At 48.3% G+C, this 25,541-nt stretch carries 24 protein-coding genes and 1 pseudogene; 9 read left to right on the forward strand and 16 right to left on the reverse strand.

All coding sequences use genetic code 11. From position 1 onward, the window contains the following. Window positions 1-9 precede the first annotated feature (9 nt). The 6 genes from NYE56_RS16325 to NYE56_RS16350 all read right to left on the reverse strand — a co-directional run bounded on the left by NYE56_RS16325 (window position 10) and on the right by NYE56_RS16350 (window position 5,297). Window positions 10-315 carry a YunC family protein gene (locus tag NYE56_RS16325; protein ID WP_019712942.1) on the reverse strand — a complete coding sequence of 102 codons (306 nt, stop codon included), beginning with the start codon at window positions 313-315 and terminating at the stop codon, window positions 10-12. A gap of 64 nt (window positions 316-379) precedes the next feature. After that, a complete protein-coding gene (locus NYE56_RS16330) occupies window positions 380-1,768 on the reverse strand; it encodes a bifunctional metallophosphatase/5'-nucleotidase (protein WP_341284113.1) in 1,389 nt (462 codons plus the stop codon). Window positions 1,769-1,787: 19 nt separating this feature from the next. Further along, window positions 1,788-2,609 (reverse strand): sulfite exporter TauE/SafE family protein, encoded by an 822-nt coding sequence (locus NYE56_RS16335; RefSeq protein WP_163259898.1) that lies wholly within the window; start codon window positions 2,607-2,609, stop codon window positions 1,788-1,790. 17 nt (window positions 2,610-2,626) lie between these two features. Beyond that, complete coding sequence (locus tag NYE56_RS16340; RefSeq protein WP_003243895.1) at window positions 2,627-3,475, reverse strand: DUF72 domain-containing protein; 849 nt, start codon at window positions 3,473-3,475, stop codon at window positions 2,627-2,629. Window positions 3,476-3,512: 37 nt separating this feature from the next. Beyond that, window positions 3,513-3,860 (reverse strand): YunG family protein, encoded by a 348-nt coding sequence (locus NYE56_RS16345; RefSeq protein ID WP_341284114.1) that lies wholly within the window; start codon window positions 3,858-3,860, stop codon window positions 3,513-3,515. A 96-nt stretch (window positions 3,861-3,956) separates the two neighbouring features. After that, window positions 3,957-5,297, reverse strand: a complete 1,341-nt coding sequence (locus NYE56_RS16350; protein ID WP_341284115.1) for an allantoinase — start codon at window positions 5,295-5,297, stop codon at window positions 3,957-3,959. A gap of 174 nt (window positions 5,298-5,471) precedes the next feature. On the opposite strand from NYE56_RS16350, the gene pucR reads away from it, so the two are divergent. The 6 genes from pucR to yuzJ all read left to right on the forward strand — a co-directional run bounded on the left by pucR (window position 5,472) and on the right by yuzJ (window position 12,258). Next, window positions 5,472-7,067 (forward strand): purine catabolism transcriptional regulator PucR, encoded by a 1,596-nt coding sequence (gene pucR, locus NYE56_RS16355; protein ID WP_133954430.1) that lies wholly within the window; start codon window positions 5,472-5,474, stop codon window positions 7,065-7,067. Between the two features lie 144 nt (window positions 7,068-7,211). Next, a complete protein-coding gene (pucJ, locus tag NYE56_RS16360; protein ID WP_326208231.1) occupies window positions 7,212-8,561 on the forward strand; it encodes a uric acid permease PucJ in 1,350 nt (449 codons plus the stop codon). A gap of 5 nt (window positions 8,562-8,566) precedes the next feature. After that, window positions 8,567-9,859, forward strand: coding sequence for a uric acid permease PucK (pucK, locus tag NYE56_RS16365; protein WP_341284116.1), 1,293 nt, complete (start codon window positions 8,567-8,569; stop codon window positions 9,857-9,859). Between the two features lie 12 nt (window positions 9,860-9,871). After that, on the forward strand, window positions 9,872-11,356 hold the full coding sequence (gene pucL / locus NYE56_RS16370; protein ID WP_341284117.1) for a factor-independent urate hydroxylase: 1,485 nt from the start codon (window positions 9,872-9,874) through the stop codon (window positions 11,354-11,356). After that, entirely contained in the window at window positions 11,356-11,700 is a 345-nt protein-coding gene (gene uraH, locus NYE56_RS16375) for a hydroxyisourate hydrolase (RefSeq protein WP_003228653.1), read from the forward strand. The genes pucL and uraH overlap by 1 nt, the downstream gene beginning before the upstream one ends. 426 nt (window positions 11,701-12,126) lie before the next feature. Then, window positions 12,127-12,258 carry a YhzE/YjcZ family sporulation protein YuzJ gene (gene yuzJ / locus NYE56_RS16380; protein ID WP_009968115.1) on the forward strand — a complete coding sequence of 44 codons (132 nt, stop codon included), beginning with the start codon at window positions 12,127-12,129 and terminating at the stop codon, window positions 12,256-12,258. A gap of 206 nt (window positions 12,259-12,464) precedes the next feature. Here yuzJ and pucE read toward each other — a convergent pair whose 3' ends face one another. The 7 genes from pucE to allC form a co-directional block, all read right to left on the reverse strand. Next, on the reverse strand, window positions 12,465-12,986 hold the full coding sequence (pucE, locus tag NYE56_RS16385; protein ID WP_217000760.1) for a xanthine dehydrogenase subunit E: 522 nt from the start codon (window positions 12,984-12,986) through the stop codon (window positions 12,465-12,467). After that, window positions 12,977-15,214: a xanthine dehydrogenase subunit D gene (gene pucD / locus NYE56_RS16390; protein ID WP_341284118.1), complete on the reverse strand. Its 2,238-nt coding sequence runs from the start codon at window positions 15,212-15,214 to the stop codon at window positions 12,977-12,979. Before pucD ends, pucE begins: the two co-directional genes overlap by 10 nt. Then, the gene (pucC, locus tag NYE56_RS16395) at window positions 15,215-16,048 is read right to left on the reverse strand and encodes a xanthine dehydrogenase subunit C (protein ID WP_341284119.1); all 834 of its coding nucleotides are present in this window, start codon (window positions 16,046-16,048) and stop codon (window positions 15,215-15,217) included. After that, entirely contained in the window at window positions 16,045-16,662 is a 618-nt protein-coding gene (pucB, locus tag NYE56_RS16400; protein WP_341284120.1) for a xanthine dehydrogenase accessory protein PucB, read from the reverse strand. Before pucB ends, pucC begins: the two co-directional genes overlap by 4 nt. Further along, the gene (locus NYE56_RS16405; protein ID WP_341284121.1) at window positions 16,659-17,651 is read right to left on the reverse strand and encodes an XdhC family protein; all 993 of its coding nucleotides are present in this window, start codon (window positions 17,649-17,651) and stop codon (window positions 16,659-16,661) included. Before NYE56_RS16405 ends, pucB begins: the two co-directional genes overlap by 4 nt. A 226-nt stretch (window positions 17,652-17,877) precedes the next feature. Then, entirely contained in the window at window positions 17,878-19,128 is a 1,251-nt protein-coding gene (pucG, locus tag NYE56_RS16410) for a (S)-ureidoglycine--glyoxylate transaminase (protein ID WP_003244520.1), read from the reverse strand. A 16-nt stretch (window positions 19,129-19,144) separates the two neighbouring features. Continuing rightward, window positions 19,145-20,383, reverse strand: a complete 1,239-nt coding sequence (gene allC, locus NYE56_RS16415; protein WP_160244653.1) for an allantoate deiminase — start codon at window positions 20,381-20,383, stop codon at window positions 19,145-19,147. A gap of 244 nt (window positions 20,384-20,627) precedes the next feature. Between allC and NYE56_RS16420 the strand changes: the two are divergent. Further along, a pseudogene (locus NYE56_RS16420) lies at window positions 20,628-20,749 on the forward strand (hypothetical protein); the annotation flags it as partial. A gap of 81 nt (window positions 20,750-20,830) precedes the next feature. Next, complete coding sequence (locus tag NYE56_RS16425) at window positions 20,831-21,697, forward strand: endonuclease I family protein (protein ID WP_042974677.1); 867 nt, start codon at window positions 20,831-20,833, stop codon at window positions 21,695-21,697. Between the two features lie 33 nt (window positions 21,698-21,730). On the opposite strand, the gene NYE56_RS16430 is transcribed toward NYE56_RS16425, so the two are convergent. Then, window positions 21,731-22,834 (reverse strand): ABC transporter ATP-binding protein, encoded by a 1,104-nt coding sequence (locus NYE56_RS16430; RefSeq protein WP_064671609.1) that lies wholly within the window; start codon window positions 22,832-22,834, stop codon window positions 21,731-21,733. 181 nt (window positions 22,835-23,015) lie between these two features. On the opposite strand from NYE56_RS16430, the gene frlR reads away from it, so the two are divergent. Continuing rightward, complete coding sequence (gene frlR / locus NYE56_RS16435) at window positions 23,016-23,744, forward strand: transcriptional regulator FrlR (RefSeq protein ID WP_139327880.1); 729 nt, start codon at window positions 23,016-23,018, stop codon at window positions 23,742-23,744. 24 nt (window positions 23,745-23,768) lie between these two features. On the opposite strand, the gene frlD is transcribed toward frlR, so the two are convergent. Continuing rightward, on the reverse strand, window positions 23,769-24,623 hold the full coding sequence (frlD, locus tag NYE56_RS16440; RefSeq protein WP_003228626.1) for a fructosamine kinase FrlD: 855 nt from the start codon (window positions 24,621-24,623) through the stop codon (window positions 23,769-23,771). 13 nt (window positions 24,624-24,636) lie between these two features. Beyond that, a complete protein-coding gene (locus tag NYE56_RS16445) occupies window positions 24,637-25,539 on the reverse strand; it encodes a carbohydrate ABC transporter permease (RefSeq protein WP_003228625.1) in 903 nt (300 codons plus the stop codon). Window positions 25,540-25,541: the final 2 nt, after the last annotated feature.

Genomic DNA, 25,541 nt, shown 5'->3' on the forward strand with positions numbered 1-25,541 from the left:
CAATTTATTTTATTTCACCATTTTTAAAAGCGCTTCTCTGCCGCTCATGCCGACTTTGATGCCAAGATCTTCCGCGGCGTACGTGACGGATTCTAAAGGTGCGTCTAACAGCTGGTCAATGGTGCGGACACCAACTGCGCGTCCCGCCACAATGCCGCGCTCCTTTAATTTTTCATTCAGCAGCGCCACATCAAGCGCGCCGCACATAATGTATCCGTGATCATTGGCGACGGCCATAAAATTCGTTTTGGGAAGCTTTACTGTCACAGCTGTAAAAGGCTGTCCTTCTATCATGATCGGTGTCAGGTTTACCACGTCAACCACTCCCTTCATTCATCACTTTATGATGAAGGGCACAGCTTGTTGTGGGCTGACTGCCTTATTGTGCAAGCTTCCAAGCAAGCAGATCCCGCAAAAATTCCGGCATAAAATATTCTTTTTCTGCAGCGTCGCGAATCAACGGAAACAGTTTGCCGAGCGTAAACATATCAAGCACCGCAACGGAGTATTGTTTATGTTTTTCAATATCTTCCCCGTTCAGTGTGATCCGGGTGACGTGGGTGATCCCGTCATCGAGCCGTTTCGTTTCTACCTCAACGCCGGCATACACCATTTTCCCCATCACTTCTCCGCGGAAGCCGAGTCCTTTGATCCGGAGCTGCTCCATTTGTTCGGAAGCGGCATGGACAATGGTTTCCTTCAGTTCTTCTCCCGTCAGGCGGACAGCCACCGGGTTGATCGGATGCGGACAGATTCGGTGCAGATCCAGCTTTGTCACAGGACCTGCTTTAAGCGGACCGAGAATGACACCTGAATTGACCATACTGATGTCCGTCTCGCACCATTCCTTTAAGGCGTATGCCAAAAGCAAAGGCAGCTCTGATTCTTCAAACCACTTCACCTCAGCATCTTGTGCAAGCTCTGCAACGGCATCGGACAGCTTCTCCTCGGCTTCACGTTCTTTTTCATTGAGAAACGCTTTTGTTTCTGCGGATTCTCCTGTCCATTCCGCCATGTTCTGCACAGAAGCCGTTTTGCTGATGATGCTTCGCTGTACGCTATCCACCGTGATTTCTACACAGCCGACATAATGCCCGTATTTCTCGGCGCTGGCCAGCAGTACCCCATTAACCACTTGTCCATCTTCAAGCAAATGATGGGTATGTGATTCGAGGATTACATCAATCTCAGGCACCGCTTCAGCCACTGCCTGATCATCAAGAATGCCTAAATGTGACAGCAGAACGATAATATCAGCCTGCCCTTTCACTTCCCGAATGGTTTCCTTTATGCTTTCAAAAGCATCCGTTACTGTCCATCCCAGCTTGTCATATACAGGATAATACGGCACAGTTACACCTAAGAAAGCAATGGACATACCGTTTTTCAATGATTTGATATGGTAAGGCACCGCCCAGGACGGACGGTTTCCATTTTTATCAAACAGGTTAGAGACGATGACAGGAAATTCAGCATGATCATATAAGGCAGCAAGCTCTTCATGCGGAAGCGTAATCCCTTCGTTATTGCCGATCGCCGCTCCATCAATGTGAAGGCGGTTTAAGAGATCGACATTCGCTTTTCCGAATGTCGCCTCTGTCACGAATTGAAAACGATCAAGATGATCGCCAATATCAAAAACGAGCGTCTCTTCGCCGTCTGACTGATGCTCTTTTCTTTTCTGCTCGATATAATCTACAATTTTCGGCCAATTTTCAAAATGGCTGTGCAAATCATTTGTATGATATAAGCGGAGCTTCTCCTTCATAATATCTCTCCCTAATCGTTCAGCTGAAAATGCCTTCATAAATGAGCTGGCAGCCGATCAAAATCAATACGATCCGCATGATCATAACGATCGTTTTCGTCTGCATTTTTCTGTTGATGGCGGCGCCAAGCTTTCCGCCGAACCAAGCGCCGGGCACAAGCGCGAGGGCATACAGCCAATTGACGTGCCCGGAAATCATATGTGAAACAGACCCTGTCATAGAAGACAGGAAAATAATAAACATGGACGTTGCCACCGCAACCTTCGGCGGAAACAGAAATAACAGCATCATCGCCGGAACCATCAGTGATCCGCCGCCTATACCGAAAAGTCCGCCTAAAAAACCGACAACAAAGGCAATGGCAATACCGACAGGGGCCTGATATGAGTACGTATAAGGCTCACCGACATCATCCTGAAATGTCCGGATAATTCCTTTGTGCGCTTTGTTGATTGGCCGGGCTTTCGCTTTCAGCATTAAGGATAATGAAATCAGAATCATAAAAATGCCAAACCAAACGGAAAACGAGTTTGAATTGAACAGCTTTGACACGTAAGCCCCGATCATGCTGCCGGGACCTGAACCGATAAAGAAAATGAGCCCGCTCTTATAATCAACTGTTTTATATTTAATATAAGCCAAAGTTGAAGAAAGGCCCGTAAAAATAATGACCAAAAGCGAAGTTCCAATCGCAACCTGCGGCGTCACATCCTGAAACAGCTGCGTCACTGTGCTTAAAAACATCAGAGATGGCACAATGACAATTCCGCCGCCAAGCCCGATCAGACTTCCTACCGTACCTGCGATTAATCCCAGTACGACCAAAATCACAAACGACATCAATAAAAACCTCTTTTCTAAAATAAATCGAGCTGTCTCGGAGCAAGTCCGCTGTACTCGATATCAAGCAGTTCAAGCATCTGCTTGCCATTATCCGCAGCGTCACCGCCGGAATTATTGTTGAACAGGACAAAAACATCCTTACATTGCTGCTGCAATTCATTCAGGTGCTTTTTCCAATCCTCCAGCTCCTGTTGGTTGTAGCGGTATAAGTACCTGACCTCCCGCCAGTTTTTCCCGCCATCAGGCTTCATCCAGCCCTGCTTGTTGCGTCCGTGAAACCTGACGAGCGTTTTGTTTTCATCGGTCGCGCGCAACACGGTCGGAACGCTGCCTTCTCCGATTTGCGGTTCATCACAGACACTGTGAATCCAGCCTTCCGCTTTCATAAATGAAAGCGTCTGCTCATAAAATGGCGGCGAGAACCAGGAACGGTTTCTGAATTCAAGCGCACAAGGGATATCTCCCATTTGGTGCTTGCACCATCTCAAATAGGCGACATTCTCCTTCTTGCAGTCAAACCACGGCGGAAATTGAAACAGCACCATGGCGAGCTTATTGCTATGTAAATATGGCGTTAAAGACACCTTAAACGCATCAAACATCTCCTCTTTTGAGTCAAAGGGAATTTCGCCGCGCTGATGCCCTGTCATACCCTGATATGCTTTCACGATAAATTGGAAGGTTTCGGGCGTTTCCTTCACCCACTTTTCATTATTGCGCGCCGGCTGAATCGCGTAAAAGCTCGCGTCTAATTCCACGATCGGAAAATGGGAGGAATAGGCCTGCAATTTTTTCTGGCTGGCCGTTTTCGGCGGATAGATGCTGTCATGATCCCCCCACCCCGTCAGTCCGATATAAATCACACTCATTCACCTCTCTTCCAGTTTATCACACGTGTTTTCAGGTTTCCTCGGAAATGCTGTTCATATGGCGGGAAAATGCAGAACGAAGATGCTGATATTGTTCCTCATTCGTATCTAAAAACGCCTCTTCTCTTGAGGAAGGAATATGCTGATAATCAATAGGCGCCTGAAACTGCTCACTCGTAAAATCGTACATCACACCCTTGATGCTGTTGTAAAAATGCCAGCTCTCACCGACTTTTGTTTTGAAAATCGTGCCGCCGAAATGGTCTTGAATCACCAATGCCGTCACGCCGCATTGGCCGCATGACGGGCATTCTTCCGTCCATTTAGAGCTCGAATGGCGCGACCAAGATTGCTTAAGTATGTATTTGACATGCTCCATTGCCTCCGCCTCCTTTAAAAAAAGATACCACGTTGATGAGATTTTAAAAACTAGAACGGAGGAAATCAAAAAACCCGGCGGTAAAATCCGCCGGGCTTACGAAGGAACGACCAGAGCTCCGTCAATTTCAGTGACTTTTTCCCCATCATTGTACACGCACCGGCCCTTGCTGTAAGTGGCCCAAATGCTGCAGGGAAATGTATGTCCTTCGTAAATGCTTTTTTTATGCTTTGCAAACATCGATTCTCTTGTAACAGTGTACGGCTCCATGCTGACGAGCACGAAATCTGCATCACACCCCGCCTCAAGCCGCCCTTTTTTCTGAAGGCCGAATCGTTTTGCAGGGGCCGCCGCTGTCCATTCTGCGATGGTTTCAAACGGAATCTGATGCTCAAGCGCCAGTTCCAGCATTCCTAATAAAGTGAACTGCCCGCCGCTGATTCCGCCCCATGATAAAAACATGTTATCCTCCCGCTTCAAGGATGGACGGCAGGGGGAATGGTCTGAGGAAACCATGTCAATGTCCCCGGCAATGAGCGTCTCGATAAGCGTCTCTTTTGATTGCCGTGACCGGAGCGGAGGCGCGCATTTTGCGACAGAGCCCCTTTGCCGTAAATCGTCATGGCTGAACAAGACATAATGCGGACATGTTTCAACCGAAACATTAAGACCTTCCTGTTTCGCCTCTCTGATCAGCCGGACCGCTTTCGCCGTGCTGATATGGACAAAATGAACCGGACAGCCTGTCACCTTCGCATACTGAATCGTGCGATACACCGCTTCAACTTCTGCTTCCTCCGGGCGGGAGGCGGCGTACGCATCCGCGTCCACCTTTCCTTTATTGGCCAAAACCATCTGCAAGTAGCTTGTGATCGCGTCACTTTCCGCGTGGAGAGCGAGGATTTTTCCTGCAGCCGCGATTTCTGCCATGCCTTTGAGCAATGTCCGTTCATCAACAGAGCGGAACTCATCAGTGCCTGACTTTGATAAAAACGCTTTAAACCCGATCGCTCCCGCTTCAGCCATCGGACGGATGTCATCGATATGGCCTGGCACAAGGCCGCCCCATAGCGCAAAATCCACGGCAGATTTTTGCCTGCCTAGCTCAGCTTTTGCGAGAAGATGCTCTGCCGTCACGGTTGATGGAATACAGTTGAGCGGCATATCAAAATAGGTAGTGCAGCCGCCTGCGGCCATCATTTGAGAACCTGTTTCAACCCCCTCCCAATCCTCCCTGCCCGGTTCATTAAAATGAACATGGCAGTCTATCACACCAGGAAACACGTACTTCCCGTCTGCCTGGATGATTTCCGTCCCGCTTGCTTCAATGTCAGAACCTATCTCGGCAATGACACCGTTTTGAACTGCAATCTCAGCTTCTATAACGCCATCTGGCGTAACTGCCTTCGCACCTTTTATCACCATATCGTAAGCCATATTGATCCCCCCATGTCAGGATGACGATTTTTCATGTCAGTTTATGTAACACAACCAGTTCTATTTTCAACAGTTTACTGCTACTATGATCGTATTACATCAGCAAAACCGCTAGAATTCCTATTGAAAATTATTCACCTTAACCAATGTTTTTATAGAAAAGGAGAATGCGCTATGAATATTCTTGATGTGATGAAAATACCGGCTTTTGAAAACGCCAATTTAATCGCTGGAAAAGCAGGAGGGGAAAGAGAGGTTCAGCATGTCAATATGATGGACGCTCCGGATATCGCAGACTTTTTGCATAAGAATGAATTGCTCGTCACCACCGCCTATCACCTGAAGGATCACCCGCATCAATTATCTGAACTGATTCGGCAAATGGCAAAACGCGGCTGCGCGGGCCTCGGCATTAAAACAAAGCGCTATCTGGAAGATATCCCGAAGGAAATCATCGAACTGGCCGATTCATATGCGTTTCCGATCATTGAGCTTCCGGAACACATCCGACTCGGCGATATTGTGAATGCCACACTCAGCCATATTCTCGATATGCGTTCTAACGAGCTGCAGCAAGCCATTTACGCGCACAAAAAATTCACAAACCACATTATGAGCGGCAAGGGGCTGCAATCTCTCCTCAAAAAGGTGTCAGACCTCCTTCAGCTTCCCGTGCTGCTGCTTGACCAGCATGCCAAAATGCTGTCTGCGTCTCATCAGATTTCAGTTGAGACCGAAAAGCTGAAAGGCACCCTGAATACCGTATCCGGGCCATTTTTCACTTGTTTCTCTACAATCTCAGATCAGAAAACATATTCTGTCCTGCCTATTTATAATCACGAAAAAAACTGCGGCTACCTGCTGATACCGGACATGGTGCAGGCAGGCGACAAAGGATTGATCCTCACGATTGAACAAGCGGCCAACGTCATTTCCTTTGAACTGCTGAAGGAAAATGCGCTGAAACAGTTCAGCCGGCGGGCCCGCAATGAGTTTTTCAACAATTTTATTGAGCGGTCCTTTTCTTCAGATGACGAAATCAAAAACCGGGCGAAAGAATTCAAGTTGCGCTGGGATCAAAAATACATGTGCATTGCCGGCAAACTCGATCGCAATGACGAATCAATCAGCTTTACAGAAAATCAGCTCGCTTCCGACAGCGTATTCGAATTTCTTGAAGGTGAATTATCAGCCTTCCCGTTTCCGCCTCACTTCTTTATGAAAGGAAATGTCGGCATTATTCTAATCGAGGCGACAGACAGCTGGAGTGAAATGCACGCCTCGGTGATCAGCTTTTTAGAACAGTTTCAAACACAGGTCAGCGCTCAATTTAAACGAACCGTGTCCTTTGGCATCAGCAATATATGCCAAAAGCTCATTGATGTTCCCGACGCTTTCACAGAAGCTTCTGATGCTCTGCAATCGGGGCATTTGTCAAGAAGCACCGCATTTATCCAGGTGTATCACGCCAAAGATGTGCCTGAGCTTCTGCGCTTGCTCCCGGTTGAGGATTTGAAGAAATTTTACAACTCCACGCTTCAGAGCCTCGCTGAAAAACAGCAGGAGGATCAAAGCCTGCTTCATACGCTTTCCGTCTATTTAGAGACACACTGCCAAATTTCAGAGACGGCAAAGCGTCTGTACGTTCATCGCAATACGGTCATATATCGCCTTGAAAAATGCGAAGAGCTTCTGGGTAAAAGCTTAAAAGATCCTGAAACAACGATGCGTTTGCGGCTTGCCTTACGTATGCAGCGGCTGATCAGCTAATGTTTGTTACATTTCCTTACAAAATGAATCATTTTTCGTCACTTTCAGCAATCACACCTGTCTTTTTCAGCTACTGTATCCAATGACACCCCTCGATCGGCACGATATCATGTTACTAAAGTTCACATACAGGGAGGGACTATAGTGAAAAAAAGATCGTTTAAGGTGTTTACGCTTAGCCTGCAGCATGTGCTCGCCATGTATGCAGGTGCGATTTTGGTGCCCCTGCTTGTCGGCAGGGCGCTGAATGTAACAACTGAACAGCTGTCCTACCTATTGGCGATTGACCTGTTAACATGCGGCGTCGCGACGCTTTTGCAAACCTTGCGCGGAGCATACATCGGCATCGGGCTTCCCGTCATGCTTGGCAGTTCATTTGTGGCCGTCACCCCGATGATTGCAATCGGCAGCACTTACGGCATTCACGCGATTTATGGTTCCATCATCGCGGCCGGTGTGTTCATCTTTTTGTTTGCGCGTTTTTTCGGCAAGCTGACTGTGTTATTTCCTCCTGTCGTAACAGGTACCGTTGTGACCTTGATCGGCCTTTCACTTGTTCCGACAGGTGTGAAAAATATGGCTGGCGGCGAAAAAATAAACGGCAGCGCCAACCCCGAATACGGTTCGCTCGAAAACCTTCTTCTCTCTGTCGGTGTCCTTGTTCTGATCTTAGTCCTCAACCGCTTTCTCAAAGGATTTGCCCGAACACTGTCCGTTCTGATCGGCATCGCCGCGGGAACAGCGGCAGCAGCGATCATGGGCAAAGTCAGCTTTTCTTCTGTTACAGAAGCACCGTTCTTCCAAATCCCGAAGCCTTTTTACTTCGGAGCCCCCGCGTTTGAAATCGGTCCGATCTTAACGATGCTGATCGTCGGAATCGTCATTATTGTGGAATCAACCGGCGTTTTTTACGCAATCGGAAAGATATGCGGCAGACCTTTAACTGAAAAAGATCTCGTCAAAGGCTATCGAGCGGAAGGAATCGCCATTCTCATCGGCGGGCTGTTCAATGCCTTTCCTTATAATACCTTTGCGCAAAACGCCGGCTTATTGCAGCTGACCAAAGTGAAAACAAGAAACATCGTCGTTACCGCAGGCTGTATCCTTGTCTGTCTCGGACTGATTCCGAAGATTGCCGCCCTTGCATCTGCCGTTCCTGCTGCTGTACTTGGCGGCGCGACCGTCGTCATGTTCGGCATGGTGATTGCCTCCGGCGTCAAAATGCTCAGCACAGCGGATCTCAAAAATCAATACCACCTCCTGACCATCGCATGCTCAATCGCACTCGGCATCGGCGCCAGCACGGCACCCGGGATTTTTGCTGAATTCCCCGCTCCGATTAGAATTCTGGTCAGTGACGGCACCATCACTGGAAGCCTGACCGCCATCTTTTTGAATCTATTTTTCAGCTTGCGCGACAAAAAAGAATTAACAGCACAGCAAACAGAACTTCCGGCATTAGAACATACACTCGCATTAGAAAAAGAGGTGTAAAAAAGATGAAGGAACAGCACAATGCCTTACAACTGATGATGCTGGGGCTTCAGCACATGCTTGCCATGTATGCGGGAGCCATTCTCGTTCCGCTGATCGTCGGAGCGGCGATCGGGCTGAATGCGGGGCAGCTGACGTATTTAATCGCGATTGATTTGTTTATGTGCGGGGCGGCAACTCTTTTGCAGCTCTGGAGAAACCGATATTTCGGCATCGGCCTTCCCGTTGTGCTCGGATGTACGTTTACCGCAGTCGGCCCGATGATTTCCATCGGCAGCACTTACGGTGTCCCAGCGATATATGGTGCCATTATCGCCGCAGGACTGATTGTCGTCTTAGCCGCGGGCTTCTTCGGGAAGCTTGTCCGTTTTTTTCCGCCTGTCGTAACCGGATCAGTCGTCATGATCATCGGCATCAGCCTGATTCCAACGGCAATGAATAACCTGGCCGGAGGTGAAGGAAGCAAAGAATTCGGCTCACTCGACAACGTGCTCCTCGGGTTTGGCGTCACATCTTTTATCTTATTGCTATTTTATTTCTTTAAAGGCTTTATCCGCTCCATAGCGATTTTACTCGGTCTTATCGCAGGAACAGCGGCTGCATATTTGATGGGAAAGGTCGATTTTTCTGAGGTCTTGGAAGCGTCTTGGCTTCATGTTCCGTCTCTGTTTTATTTCGGACCGCCAACCTTTGAGCTGCCGGCTGTTGTCACGATGCTTCTCGTTGCGATTGTCAGCCTCGTTGAATCGACAGGCGTTTATTTTGCCCTCGCTGATATCACAAACCGCAGGCTGTCGGAGAAGGATCTGGAAAAGGGCTACCGGGCAGAAGGCCTTGCGATTTTGCTGGGCGGCTTATTTAACGCGTTTCCCTATACAGCTTTCTCGCAGAATGTCGGCATCGTTCAGCTCTCAAAGATGAAAAGTGTCAACGTCATCGCCATCACAGGAATCATACTGGTCGCGATCGGGCTGGTTCCAAAAGCAGCGGCCCTGACAACAGTGATCCCCACCCCAGTTCTCGGCGGCGCAATGATCGTCATGTTCGGCATGGTCATTTCTTACGGGATCAAAATGCTATCCAGCGTTGACCTTGATTCGCAAGGCAACTTGCTGATTATCGCCTCTTCCGTCAGCTTGGGGCTTGGCGCTACAACAGTTCCCGCGTTGTTTTCATCTCTTCCGGGCGCGGCCTCTGTCTTGGCAGGAAGCGGAATTGTGATCGGCAGTTTGACGGCCATTGCACTGCACGCTTTTTTTCAAACCAAACAGCCGAATGGCACAGACATAAAAACGTAAAGGAAGATGCCAATGTTCACAATGGATGACCTGAACCAAATGGATACACAAACACTGACAGACACACTTCGCTCTATTTTTGAACACTCTTCATGGATTGCAGAGAGATCCGCAGCACTACGGCCGTTTTCGTCCCTTTCTGATCTTCACCGCAAAATGACTGGCATTGTAAAAGCCGCGGATCGCGAGACACAGCTTGATTTAATTAAAAAGCATCCCCGGCTCGGAACAAAGAAAACAATGAGCGATGACTCGGTAAGAGAGCAGCAGAACGCGGGGCTCAACAAATTAGAACAGCAGGAATACGAGGAGTTTCTCATGCTGAATGAACACTATTATGATCGCTTCGGCTTTCCTTTTATTTTAGCGGTGAAGGGAAAGACGAAACAGGACATTCACCAAGCCCTGCTGGCAAGGCTTGAGAGCGAACGAGAAACGGAGTTCCAGCAGGCCCTTATAGAAATTTACCGAATCGCCCGCTTTCGTCTGGCTGACATCATCACTGAAAAAGGAGAGACGCAAATGAAAAGAACTATGTCTTATGGCAAAGGAAATGTATTTGCATACCGAACGTTTTTAAAACCGCTCACTGGAGTGAAGCAAATCCCAGAATCATCTTTTGCCGGGAGAAGCAATACCGTTGTCGGCGTTGATGTGACATGCGAAATTGGCGGAGAAGCCTTCCTGCCATCATTTACAGACGGAGACAATACTCTCGTTGTGGCAACGGATTCAATGAAAAACTTTGTCCAGCGCCATCTCGCATCCTATGAAGGAACGACAACCGAGGGGTTCCTACACTATGTAGCTCACCGATTTTTAGATACCTATTCTCATATGGAGACGATCACTCTGACTGGCGAAGACATTCCGTTTGAAGCAATGCCTGCATACGAGGAGAAAGAGCTCAGCACAAGCCGCCTCGTCTTCAGAAGATCGCGTAATGAACGAAGCCGCTCTGTGCTGAAAGCAGAACGAAGCGGGAATACCATAACGATTACAGAGCAATACAGCGAAATCATGGATCTTCAGCTCGTCAAGGTGAGCGGCAACTCCTTCGTCGGCTTCATCCGGGACGAATATACGACTCTCCCCGAAGACGTCAACCGCCCGCTGTTTGTCTATTTAAACATCAGCTGGCAATATGAAAATAAAAATGACGCATACGCTTCTGATCCAGCCCGCTACGTCGCGGCTGAACAAGTCCGCGACTTGGCAAGCACCGTTTTTCACGAGCTCGAAACCCCTTCAATCCAAAACCTAATCTATCATATCGGCTGCAGAATATTAGCGAGGTTCCCACAGCTCACTAATGTCAGCTTCCAATCTCAAAATCACACGTGGGATGCGGTTGTCGAAGAAATCCCGGGCTCAAAAGGAAAAGTCTATACCGAACCGCGCCCGCCATACGGTTTCCAACATTTTACCGTGACAAGAGAAGACGCCGAGAAAGAAAAACAGAAAGCCGCTGAAAAATGTCGGAGCCTGAAAGCCTGATGGGAAAGCTGACAACCCATATTTTAGATTTAACCAGCGGCAAACCAGCGGCGAACGTAAAAATTGAATTGAAGCGGCTGGGCGAAAGTATTATGAAAGAGGTTTACACTAACAATGACGGCAGAGCCAATGTCCCTCTGCTGGCTGGTGAAGAGCTGGTTTCCGGAGAGTATGTGATGGAATTTCATGCAGGAGACTATTTTGCGAATAAAAACGTGAATACGGTCGATCAGCCGTTTTTAACCATAGTCACCGTCCGTTTTCAGCTTGCAGATCCAGATGCACATTATCATATCCCGCTCTTATTGTCGCCGTTTGGTTATCAGGTGTATAGGGGGAGTTAAGAAGAAAGCCCGCCGGTTGAGGCGGGCTTCTATTTAAACTTCAATAAACTTTTGATCCTAGGACAGTACTTGCAGTAATCCCACGCTTAGTGAAACAACAGCTTGAATAAAAATTCACCAATATTTTTTAGGATAATTGCCTACGAGTAAAATATCCTGTAGTCCTTTCATTTATAAATATTGAGGTTTCAAACTAATAAGTCAGCTCTTAGAAGCCGAGTTCCCTTTTCCAATCCTATAAACAGACCGCGTTTTTTCTCGAAAAATTACTCTGAAGACAATTGCTGCGGTTTTAATCGTTTTGATAATGCGTTCTCTCTTACACCTTTAGACAAAATATTCATTTTTTCTTTTTTAGACTTAAATCTATGTCGAAAATGATCGTTTGGCATACCTTATACTATCTCCATTAAAGGAGGTGACATTATGGGATTCTACAATTCTGGTGGATACAGTGGAAACTCTGGTTACTCAAACGGTTTCGGGAGCTCCTTCGCTTTGATCGTGGTGCTATTCATTTTGTTGATCATTGTTGGAGCAGCTATCTTTAATTATTAAGTTTAACTTTCCTTGCCTCCGCCGTATCCAACACCTCCCTGTCCGACAGACGCCATAAGAAGTTTTTATGGCGTCTTTGCTATGGATTCACTAATCATTTTCTAATCGAGAAGCTGTCAAGTTCTACGAGATTTATCGTGATGTTTTCCCACAACGCTTCTGCGTCTTGATCGCGCTGTCTGACTGAGGCTAAAAAAGTCCGGCTTTTAAAAGCCGGACTCCCGTCTCCCTCCGTTCAACTCTCTTCTAATCCTGCAAGCTGACCGCATAATCCCGCCATACCCGGTACACCGGCACAAATTCCCCGCCAGCCCTTCTTCTATATCTTTGTCAGAAGGTTGAGGGGTTTCCCGAAACAGTGCTTTAAGCGCAATTATCATTCCTGGGGTACAGTAGCCGCATTGGAAGCCTCCTTCTTCCAAAAAAGCGGTTTGGCAGATATCCAGTTCCTCTTGTTGTACGCCCTCGATTGTTGTAATGGAATGGCCGTCCACTTGGTAAGCCATGGTCATACACGCATTGGCCAGCTTTCCGTCGATTAAAATAGAGCAGGCTCCGCAGCGGCCGATTCCGCAGGACACCTTTGTCCCGGTCAGCTGAAATTCCTGTCTAAGCAGGTCACTCAGATGTGTCGTAGGAACGGCAGCAACCTCCCACTCCTGCCCATTCACGGTCATCCGGAACTGTTCCTTTTTTACAGGAAATGGCCCGGCCTCTTTTACGTCCATTGCTTCAGCCCCTTTCTGTCTATCGCTTCAAGCAGCTCTTCTCTTGAAATCGGCAGCTTGTTTATCCAGCAGCCGACCGCATCATGTACTGCCTTTACAATTGCCGGAGTGATGGCGATCGTTCCGATTTCGCCAACACCGCGCGGTCCATATACGTCTCCCTTCATTAAGTCTTCTATTGCAATCACCTTCATGTCAGGAACATCTTTGACTCCGGGGATCAAATAGTGATCGAGATTTTCCGCGAAATAACGGCCGTCCGTCATTTTGGCTTCCTCCATTAGTGTGTAGCCGAGCGCCATGGCAGCGCCGCCTTCAATTTGACCTCGATAACCCTGCGGACTGACAACCGGACCTGCCGCAATAGCGTGCTCACAATCTATCAATTTGACATCGCCTGTTAACAGATCTACCTCCACCTCAACGGCAGCCGCTCCAAATGAGTAGAGGAAATGGCCGCCCACCACAGGGTCAGGCGTTGTTGGAAAGTCAAATGCCGTTTCCTCTGCCAAAGGGCCTTTTTCAGCCAGCTCCTTATACGTAACCACGAGCGCCTTTGTGTTTTTGTCACGCAAGCCTGCAGCGCCGGGAATAAGGTTTTCCGCTGAACAGCCGCTCCATTCTGCCGCCCGTTTTTTCAACTGAGATAGAAACGGCTTCTTCAAACGCTGGATCGCGTGCCACACCATGCTTGTGCCGCGGGATGCTGTGGAGGAGCCTGACTTCGGCACTTTTGCGGTATCCCCAATAACAATGGAAATATCTTCTGCGGCACAACCTAACTCCTCCATGACAATCTGTTCAATCGCTGCTAGAATCCCCTGTCCGCATTCTTCAAATCCGAACGATGCTGTGATTTTGCCTTCACTCGAAAGGGACAAACGGCCTCCTGCCGCATCCATTCGGCCATACCCCAGCCCGCCGCCGTGCATTGTAATTGCCGCTCCCGTGCCTCTTTGCAGATACCCGCAGTTCCGGCTGGTTCTTGTAAGAATGGGAGATTTAGATATGGCATTCAACACCTGTGCCGCTCCGTCAGTTGGTGCAATTCGATGCTCAAGCGGCCCCAAGTCATGCGGTTTTCTGATATTTTTTCTTCTCAGCTCGAGCGGGTCGATGCCGAGCATGCCGCTGAGACGATCGAGATGGGTTTCGAGTGCAAATGTAATTTGGTTGCCGCCAAAGCCCCGAAATTCCCCCGCCACCCCGTTGTTCGTAAATACTGATATTCCTTCAGTCCGGATATTCGGAATACGGTACGGCCCCGCGGCATGCTCGACAGAAAAATCTAGAACGGCAGGCCCAAGCGTGGCGTAAGCGCCTGTGTCCGCCACAATTTTCACGTCGTGCGCCAATAGATTTCCCGAATGATCTGCACCCGTTTTTATCGTAATCTTCATCGGATGGCGCTTAATGCCAGAACGTACAGATTCCTTTCGTGTCTGATGGATTTTGACAGGGCGTCCGCTTTTCAGGGCCAAAAGCGCAGCATACGGCTGAATATTCAGCTCATCCTTCCCTCCGAACGAGCCGCCCATCGGACTTGACACAATTCTGATCTTCTCTTCAGGAATATCAAAAATACGGGCAAGCTGGAAACGGTCTTTATAGCCGTGCTGGGTTCCTGCATACATCGTAAAACCCCCGTCGTCTTCCGGAACGGCTACGCCTCCCTCCGTTTCCATATACGTATGCATCTGCCGCGGAAGCTCATAGGTTTCTTCAAGGACTGTATCAGATGCTTGAAACCCTTCTTCCACATCGCCGTTTGAAAAAAATGCGCGGTGCAGGATATTCCCGTCCTCATGCAGTCTTTGCGCATTCGGCCGAAGCGCTTTTTCTGGTGAATCTATGACTTCCAGCTCTTTATACTCAACTCGAATCAGCTCCAGCGCCGCTTCCGCGATTTCCTCCGTTTCCGCAGCAACTGCGGCGATCGCATCCCCGACATACCGCACCCTGTCCTCACATAAAACCGGCTGATCAGGGATGACAATGCCAAATCGGTTTAAGCCGGGAACGTCTTTATGCGTGACGATGGCTTGCACGCCTTCCATTTTCTCAGCTTTTATGGTGCAAACCGACACAATCTCTGCATGAGGATAAGCACTTCTCAGCACCTTGCCATACAGCATTCCCGGAAAGCTGAGATCGGTCATATATTTCAATTCCCCTGTGACCTTATCCCTTCCATCCGGCCTGACTCTTGACGGTTTGTTGATGATCATTTATTCCCCTCCCTCAGCCATCAGCTCTGCCATGATGACGTTGGCAGCGGCTTTTTTTCTGTATGCCGCTGACATAAAAGCATCTGAGGAAAACGGCAGCTCATGGATAAGTGTTTTGTACAGCTCATGCGAGTCCCACCCTGGTGCCATCCATTTCGCTTCGCTGTCCAATAATCTCCTAGGAGTGATATCGGCATGGCCAGCGGCGAGACGAATGCCACCGTCTTTCAAAAACCGTCCAGCTGCAACAGCATCCGCTCCTGTAAAAGCCTGTCGCCTCCCAAGTTTACGGTAAAATACACGCTCTCCCTCCGTCCGCGGGATGATGACACGCGTGACGATAGCCGTTCTAAAGTCTTCCTCACTGAGCCAAGCGCCAAGCGGCAGCCTGATGAGCTTCTTTTGATATACGATAAGCTCAGCATCAAGCACAAGCAGAAGCGGAATGAAATCACCGATTTTACTCGCTATGTTGCCGCCAATCGTGGCACGGCTGCGGATTCCCGGTGCGGCGACAGCAGAAGCAGCGTCACTGAAACAGCCAAGCGCGCTCTTGATCAAAGGGTTCTTTCTGCATTCATTCAGTGATGTGAGCGCCCCGATCGACACGTGGGTGTCACTGGCGCTGATCCCTCGCATCTCGTCAATCCCTTCAAGGCTGACAAGGTGCTGTTTCGGCAGAGTTCCTTTGTCCCACTGAAGCTGAAGCAGCGTGCTTCCCGATGCGGCACACACATCCGGAGCAAGCTTCTCTAAAAGCGAATAGGCCTCATCAAGCGCTGTCGGCCTCCATAATTGAATATTCATCCTTGCTTTTGTCACTTGGCCGTTCAAGCCATCGCCCTCCTTACCATGTCATATTCCTCGGGTGTATCAATATCGTCCAACTCGCCGCTATCCTTTGCCTCCAAAACCGCTCCTGCTCCAAGCTGTCCGCTTTTCAGGAGCCTGCGAGCCCCTTCATCTCCCGTTAACCCCTTTACATAAGGAAAACAAGCCGACGAGAAGTAGATTGGCGGGGTGAACGCCCCTAAAAACGATGACACGGCAAATGACTCAGGAGCCAGAGCCACAAGGGCATTGAGATGATCGACGGAAAGCTGAGGCTGGTCGGCTAACAAAATGACAACGCCGTCCGCCCCCATGCTTTCTGCTTTTCTCACCCCGCTGCCGACTGAATGCCCCTGACCCTTTTCTGCGTCTTGGCAAACGTGCAGGCTCCAGCGTTTTTGAAAAGGCGGAGCGTGATACGGCGCTCCTATCCACTCAAGGGAGGCATGTTCTGTCCGCTCGACGACCAGCACGTGATCAAGGCGGGACGACAGAGCAGTTTTCAAAGAAAGTGAGCCTATGTTTTCTCCTTTTAGCGGCAAAGCCAGCTTGTTTTGGCCCATTCTTCTGCTTTTGCCGGCAGCGAGAAACACGCCGATCAGATAGGGGCTTCTCATACAACCGCTATCCGTTTTCTTGTTTGAATGATTTCTGCAACTACACTTACCGCAATTTCCTCTGGACCTTCCGCACCGATTTTCAGCCCGACCGGACTGTAAAAGTGAGACGGAGGATGTTTTCCGTTCAGCAGCCGTTTCGTGCGGTTTGCCGAACCCAACAGTCCAATATAATGGAGGTTTTGAGAAAATAAGAAGTTGATGATCGTTTGATCGTGCTGATAATGATGGGTTGCCACAACAGCTGCATCATGCGGAAAAAATTGAAATTCGCTAAGCATTTGTTCCGGAAAAGCAGTGATCAGCTGATCCGCTTTTGGAAAAAGAGAGGATGTACAATAAGCGGGCCGCCAATCCGTCACGATAACAGAAAACCCTGTGTCAGCCGCCAAATTGGCCAGCGGTACAGTATCCGGTCCCGCCCCAAACAGAATGAGGCGCGGCTTCGGTTCAATTCGCTGAATAAACATGTTAGTGGGTGGATCGAAATGCGGTAAATGAAGCGTTGAAACAGTACGTTGAATATCTTGCAGAGGCGCGTCCGGCCAGTTGCCAAAATGCCCGTTCTCCGTCAGAAATAAATAATGGGAGGATCCAATCTTTGTAACGGAAGTGACAGCTTTGCCTGAATGAAGGCAATCCCTCACTTTCTCATAGTGCCGCCTTTTTTCCTGAGTGATTCGCTCTGCATGAACATGAATAATGCCATTGCACCCGGCTCCCATGCCCCAAGAAAGATCGTCCTCCGACCGCATGTCGTAGGGAATCAGCGTTGGTGTGAGCTGATCGCCCAGCGCACTGATTCTTTGGAATACATCTTCTTCCACACACCCGCCGCTCAGCAAGCCAATCCGTCTGCCATTTTTCTTAAAGAGCATAGAGGCGCCTGCTTTTCGATACGCGGAGCCTTCCACTTGAACAATTGTCGCCAGTACAGCCTCCTCCTGGTCTTCCAGGAGCGCATCTAACATCGTGTGAAAATTCCCCAATGCCGCATCCTCCTCTCGAAAATTGCCGTGAGAAACAACTAGTTCAGCGTGATTTTATAGGTAACTTGTATAAAGAATAGACGATGGAAGAAAAAATGACTCATGATTTGTCAGAAAATGAAACACATAGAAAGAGGATTTGTAAAAAGAGTCAAACGAAGAAAATCAGATTGGAGAAAACACGAAATCATATCTAAAAAGCTTGCGGAGTTCCGCAAGCTTTTCTTTACACCGCTGCCTGGCGGCCAGCGTTTTCATACACATCCAGCGCTGCTTGGAGCGCTTTTCCTGCTTCGATTCCTGCGTTATGTCTAAGAAGCACAGCCTCTAACCCGGCAAGCACGAATAGCACGTTTTCTTTTCTGCAGCTGTACCCCATCGTGCCGATTCTCCAGATCTTCCCTGCGAGCGGGCCGAATGAGCTGGCGATTTCAATGCCGAATTGTGCCAACAGCATGTCACGGACAGACTCGCCGTCAATGCCGCCGGGAATTTCGACACAGGTAACAACAGGCATTTTGCAGCTGTCATCTCCAAACAATCTTAGCCCCATTGCCTTTATCCCTGCTGCTAATGCGGCTTCATGGTGCCGATGCCGCTCGAAACGCGTCTCAAGACCTTCTTCAAGCACCAGTCTGACTCCCTCACGTAAGGCGTACAGCATCGTCGTCGCTTCTGTATGATGATTGAGCCGTCTTTCGCTCCAATAATCCTCAAGCTGGCTCAAATCAAAGTAGTTGCTTGTAATTGGCCGATTTCCCGAAAGTGCTGCCCTGTCAGCTTGTGTCGCAATCCCGCGTTCCACCTTTTTGCGAGCTGCAATCACGTCCGCCACCCGCTCATTATATGTAATCGGCGCCATTCCTGAAGGCACAGACAAACATTTTTGCGTTCCGCCGATGGCAGCGTCAATCTTCCATTCATCGACTTTAACCTCGCAGCCCCCAATCGTTGCGACTGCATCGACGATAAACAATGCATCCTCGGTGCGGCAGGCTTCGCCGATGGCTTTCAGCGGGTGAATCCGTCCTGTCGATGTTTCTCCATGCACCATGGCCACAATTTTCGGCTTCACTTTTTTTATCTCCCGTATGATGTCCTCCGGGTCAAAAACCGTTCCCCATTCGCACTCAAGCATATGAACATTTGCCCCATATCGCTCTGCGATTTCAGTCAGCAAATAACCGAAACGGCCGTAAATGGGAATGAGCACATCATCTTCCGGCTCTATCACACTGGCCAGCACTGCTTCAATTCCCGCCCTTGAAGTGCCGTCAATCGGGTATGCCCAGCGGTTTTTTGTTTGGAACAGCTCCCGAAGCATCTCCATCGTTTCATTCATAATACCTGTAAACGCCGGATCAAATTGGCCGACAACCGGGGTGCTCATTACTCTTAATACACGCGGATCAACCTCAACAGGCCCTGGCGTCATAATCGTTCTTAACGGGGTGCATAATTCTCTTCTGCCTGACACAGCCATTCCTCCTTTATCAGTAAGCCAGTTTGTATAATAAATCAGTCAGTGCGCGGACGCCGATCTCAAGCTGTCTGGCTGACGTATATTCCTTCGGTGAGTGGCTGACGCCGCCTCGGCTTGGCACAAACAGCATACAAGCAGGATAGCGCCTTCCGATCATTTGCGCGTCATGCCCTGCTCCGCTCACCATTTCCTCACAGCTGAAGCCGTTTTCTAATGCTGTTTCAAAAGCCGCAGCCTTCAGCCTTTCGTCCATCGGCACAGGCTCTATCCGCATATATTCATCAATCACGGCGCGAATTCCTTTTTGTAGGCAAATGCCGTTGATCAAAGCAACCATGTCTTGATGAAACTGCTCCAGCACATGCTGATGCTGATGGCGAATATCGATTGAAAACTGGACGCGACCCGGTATGACATTGGCTACATTGGGCTCTGCCGTTATTTTTCCGCATGTCAGACGGAGCTCCTCCGGCAGCTCCTCCGACCGCAGCAGCAGCTCATGAATGATACGGCTGCTGGCTGCGAGCGGGTCCTTGCGCCATTTCATGGAGGTGGTTCCCGCATGATTGCATTCCCCCTCCAGCGTGACGAGATATCGCCTCTGCCCCGCAATGCTTGTCACAATCCCGAGATCCCGTCCTGACATTTCCAATGTCTGTCCCTGTTCAATATGGAGCTCAACAAAAGCGCTGATATCTGTCCGATATGCTGCCTGAAACACACCTTTGCCAAAACCGTTCTCATGCATCGCATGTTGCAGTGAGACTCCTGATTCGTCTCTTGGCTCTGCTCCATCCTGTAATGAAAAAACACCCGTCATATTCCCTGATCCCCAATAGGTCACTGGAAAACGGCTGCCCTCCTCCTCACATAAAGATACCGCTTCGAGTGTTTTTTTCGGCGCTCCATATGTCTCTTTGAGCCGCTTTATCGCAAGCATTGCCGCCAGAACACCATAGGCGCCGTCGTATTTTCCCCCATTGATGACAGTATCGATATGTGAACCGGTTACAATGACTTCATCCGGAGACTGGGTGCCTGAAAGCCTTCCAAACACATTGCCGACATCATCGAATCTTGTTTCAAGCCCGAAAGAAGACATTTCCGTTTTCACGGCAAGCTGTGCGTCCATCCACTCTTTTGTGTATAAAAGCCTCGTTACGCCGCCATCCGCAGACGCACCGTATTGGGCGAGCCATTCAATATAATCTGTGATGCTGTTTTTTACTGAAAGCTTCTGCTTTTCCATGTACTCCCCCCTCTGGCCGCTATGGTGACTTCATTATAGAAGGAGGAACATGATAGTTCATTGACAGATTAACCAAAAAAACGTTTATTTTTTAGTCACATTATCTATCCAGCAACCAGATTCACCCTACAAGTCACAACTATTTTGATGTAAAGCTCAAAAGAAAACACGGTAAGGAAGAGAGCCAGCAAGAGCGAAAGAGAGGGTCAAAATGCCTTTCATATGAACAAGCTAAGCTTGCCGGAGAGGCGATGTTTGCGGAACAGATGAAAACGGAAATGCCGGCAGCTCGCAAAAACAGTACCTAAAGATATGGGAACAGGAGATCTTTCCGCCTCCTCCAAAGGGACTAATTTACAATTTTAATGAAAAATATACAAAATGACACTTCTATCCTTTATTTCAATTTTAGATAATAGACATGATCTGATAAAAGGAGGGCAAGTGATGACAAAAAAAGCATGGTTTCTGCCACTCGTCTGTGTATTACTGATTTCCGGATGGCTTGCACCGGCAGCTTCAGCAAGCGCGCAAACCGCATTAAGCCTTAATGACCGATTGGCGTCTTCCCCTTCAGGAACAGGAAGCCTTCTCTCATTAGCCGCCCCCGCTGCACCCTATGCTGACACAGATACCTATTATGAAGGGGCTGAAGGTAAAACAGGAGACTCGCTAAAAAGCACCCTGCACCGTATTATCAGCGGACACACGATGCTGTCCTACAGCGAAGTGTGGAACGCGCTGAAAGAAACGGATGAAGATCCGAGAAATCCGAATAACGTCATCCTGCTCTATACGAAAGAATCGCGGTCCAAAAACCTGAACGGCGGGAATGTCGGCGATTGGAACCGCGAGCATGTCTGGGCGAAATCCCATGGCGATTTTGGTACGAGCAAGGGACCTGGTACTGATATTCATCATTTGCGCCCGGCTGATGTTCAAGTTAACAGCGCCAGAGGAAATATGGATTTTGACAATGGCGGCACTGAATATGCGAAGGCACCCGGAAATTATTATGACGGCGATTCATGGGAGCCCCGCGATGATGTGAAAGGCGATGTTGCCCGCATGCTGTTTTACATGGCTGTCCGTTACGAGGGTGATGACGGCTATCCTGATCTTGAGCTTAATGATAAGACAGGCAACGGCTCAGCTCCTTATCATGGCAAACAATCTGTCCTGCTCGAATGGAATAAGCAGGATCCGGTTGACGACCGCGAGCGGAAAAGAAATGAAATCATTTATGAAAAATATCAGCACAACCGCAATCCATTTATCGACCACCCTGAATGGGCGGATGAGATTTGGCCGTAAGAAAAAGGTGCTCCTTTTGAGGAGCACCTTTTTCTAATACACAGCCTCTTCCGTTTCCACATCGAAAAAGACGACGTGGTCCATTTTCACTGAGAGCTGGATTAAATCGCCTGCATCGATTCGCGTGTTTCCGTCCAGACGGACCTTGAGCCGCTCATCCCCAGCCATGACATGCACTATGAGCTCCGAGCCCAAATTTTCATTCACTTCCACCTTCGCTTGAAACACTGAATCAAACAACTGGTCATTTCCTGTCATTTGTGTGATGTGCTCCGGCCGTACACCGGCAATCATCTGTTCTCCGGCATATCCCTTTTCCTTCAGCCGCTTTGCTTTTTCTTCAGGAATATGAAGCCGGATCGAAGAATTTGTGAAAAACAGCTCGCCATGCTGCTGTTCTATGATGCCTTTCAAAAAGTTCATCCCAGGAGAGCCAATGAAGCCTGCGACAAACAAATTGGCCGGGTAATGATAAATGTCATGAGGTTTCGCCACTTGCTGGATTTCCCCTTCATTCATGACGACAATCCGATCTCCCATTGTCATTGCTTCGGTCTGGTCATGCGTGACATAAATGATCGTTGCCTCTAATCGCTGGTGCAGCTTGCTGATTTCTGTCCGCATCGTCACTCTTAGTTTTGCATCCAAATTAGAAAGCGGCTCGTCCATTAAAAAGACCTTCGGCTCCCTCACAATCGACCTGCCAAGCGCCACCCTTTGCCGCTGCCCGCCGGAGAGCGCCTTCGGTTTTCTCTTCAGCAAATGTTCAATTTCTAAAATTCTAGCTGCCGCATGAACCCGCTCGGCAATTTCCTGTTTCGCCATCTTTCTGAGCTTTAATCCAAACGCCATATTATCAAAAACCGTCATATGCGGATAAAGCGCATAGTTTTGGAATACCATCGCAATATCACGTTCTTTTGGCGGAAGATCATTGACCCGCTCCCCATCAATAAGAAGATTTCCTTCAGAAATGCTTTCTAATCCAGCCACCATCCGCAGCGTTGTTGATTTTCCGCATCCTGACGGCCCCACCAGCACCAAAAGCTCCTTATCCTTTACATCTAAATCAAAGTCCTTCACGGTTAATTGTGAGTGATATGATTTTTTGACGTGTTCAAATGTTAATGAAGCCATCAGAAAAGTCCCCCTATCTTTTGACCCGTTATTTCGTCACTGGAAACAACTTGGTCTTTCTGTTATTTTTAGAGTAATCGATTCCCATTTTTGCTATATTTCTAAAATAAAAAATGTAAATTTGTATTATAACGTCATAATACATTATAATATAAATAATAGGTTAAAAGGAGGCTACCCTTTGTTAAACAACGGAAGTTCTACACCTTTATACATTCAGCTAAAACAAATCATCACTGATGACATCAAAAAGGGCGTGTATTCCCCAACCGCCAAGCTGCCTACCGAAAACGAGCTTTGCAGCAAGTATAACGTCAGCCGCATCACCGTCAGGAAAGCCATTCTCGATTTAGTCGAAGAAGGCTATCTGATCAGGCAGCAGGGAAAGGGAACGTTCGTTAAAAGCCCTAAATTAAAACGAGAGCTGATCGCTGTAAACGGCTACTCGGAATTTATGGAATCCACCGGCAAAAAACCGAAGCATCATGTGCTGTCCCATGACATCATTCCAGCGTCAAAGCCCATCGCCGAAAAGCTTCAAATCCATCCCGAGAGCCCTGTCGTTGAATTAAAACGGATTTTATATAATGATGATCAGCCTCTCACCTTTGAAGTGACGCATTATCCGCTTGATTTGTTTCCCGGCATTGATACCTTTATTGCTGACGGCGTCTCCATGCATGATATTTTAAAACAGCAATACAAAGTTGTACCCACGCACAATACGAAGCTATTAAACGTTGTATATGCCCAACAGGAGGAAAGCAAATACCTGGATTGTGATATCGGGGATGCGCTGTTTGAAATTGATAAAACGGCTTTTACATCAAACGACCAGCCAATCTATTGCTCATTGTTTTTGATGCACACAAACCGTGTCACTTTTACCATCAACAGCCCCTACACATAACAGGCATAAAAAACGAGACACTGCTTATAGTATTCTCGTTTTTTCACTGCTTCCCCCGTCCTCCAAGCGATAAGGATAGCCATAGCCGAAAGCTCCGTACACACCGCAAGTTTTCGCAGCCGTTTCAGCAGCCTGGCGCAAAGCATACGTTATATCCTGCTTCACGCAAAAGGCAGTCAAAAAGCCTGCTATAAAAGAATCTCCCGCTCCAAGTGTATCTATTATATCAGCTTCCACAATCGGCTGATGATAGACTCGATCACCCGCAGACAGGATTGCTCCTTGGCCCCCTCGGGTCATACAAACCATTTTGGCTCCGTACCCATGAGCTGTTTTGGCAAGCTCACCGCATTCCGACTCACTCAAATCGCTTCCTGAAAAAAACGCATACGTCACATAAGGACAGACCCTCCTCAAATAATCATCCTCCCGATTGGTTGAAAAATCAAATGAGACAGGGACCAGCCCGCACAGCTGCGGAAGATCGTTCTCAAGCCTGCTGTACACGCTCGTATGCAGCAGATCATGCCCGCTGATAAAAGATACATCTTTCTCCTGAAACGCGAGGCGAAGCCGGGACTGAATGCCGCCTTTATTTGATCTGACAAAAATGCGGTCCCCCTGTTCATCAAGGGTGACAATCGCCATCCCGTTTTCTCCGTGCGCCTGGCGGATATAATCTGCATTGACCTGCTCCAGCTTGAGAACGTTCAACAGATGCGCCGCGGCTTCGTCATTGCCGACGATTCCGATATAGGAAGACTCATGCCCGAGCCGCTTGGCAAGCACAGCAACGTTTAAGGCATTTCCTCCCGGGTAAAATGTTTCTTGATCCTGGTAGTAATCTACAACATTATCTCCAACCGCAATCAATTTCATAGCGCTTCCTCCTTTATCCTTTTACACTGCCGCTTGCAATCCCGCGGACAAAATATTTCTGCATCAATAAAAATAGAATAATAATCGGCGCGGCTGAAATCGTTAACCCCGCCAGCAGGACACCCCAGTCTGTCTGCAGCGCGTCTCTGAACTGCATCAGCCCGGCTGGAATGGTCCGCAAATTCTCATCATCTATGAAAATAATCGCAAACATAAACTCATTCCATGTATGGTAAGCTGTCAAAATGCCGGATGTCACCAAAATCGGCACGCTCATTGGTAAGAAAATTCTGAAAAATACTCCAAAACTTGTACACCCATCCAAATAGGCCGCCTCCTCCAATTCTTTGGAAATAGAAAGAAAATAAGAGCGGATCAAAATGATGGTGAATGGGATCCGATAAGCCGCATACGGCAGGATTAACGCCCAATACGTATTGTACAGGCCAAGCGACTGAATAATAGAATAAAGCGGCACAAGACTGACCTGCGGCGTCAGCATCAATCCGCCAAGACATAGCACCAAAAAGAATCCTTTTCCTTTAAACTCAAACCGGGAAAGGCCATACGCTGCCCATGCACTGATAAAGACAGTGATCACACACGTCAGCGCCGTAACGATGACACTGTTCATAAAATAAGAAGAAATCCCCTGGTTCCAGGCGGAAACAAAATTTTCCGGATGCCACGAAGACGGCAGCGACCAGCTGTGCTCAAAAATATCGTCAGAGTTTTTAAAGGCGCTCATCACCATCCAGAGAAGCGGATAGGCAATCGCAATCAAATATAGAAACAGAAAAACCCACACAGACGTTTCTCCGATATACCATTTTCGTCTAGGCTTATCTTTAACCTCAATGTGCTGGTCAGGCACAGGCTCCAATCTGAACGAATCTGTCTTCTTCTGAGGCAGCATCA

Origin of the sequence: Bacillus sp. FSL R5-0603 (genome assembly GCF_038050295.1) — a bacterium.
Lineage (GTDB): Bacteria > Bacillota > Bacilli > Bacillales > Bacillaceae > Bacillus > Bacillus subtilis.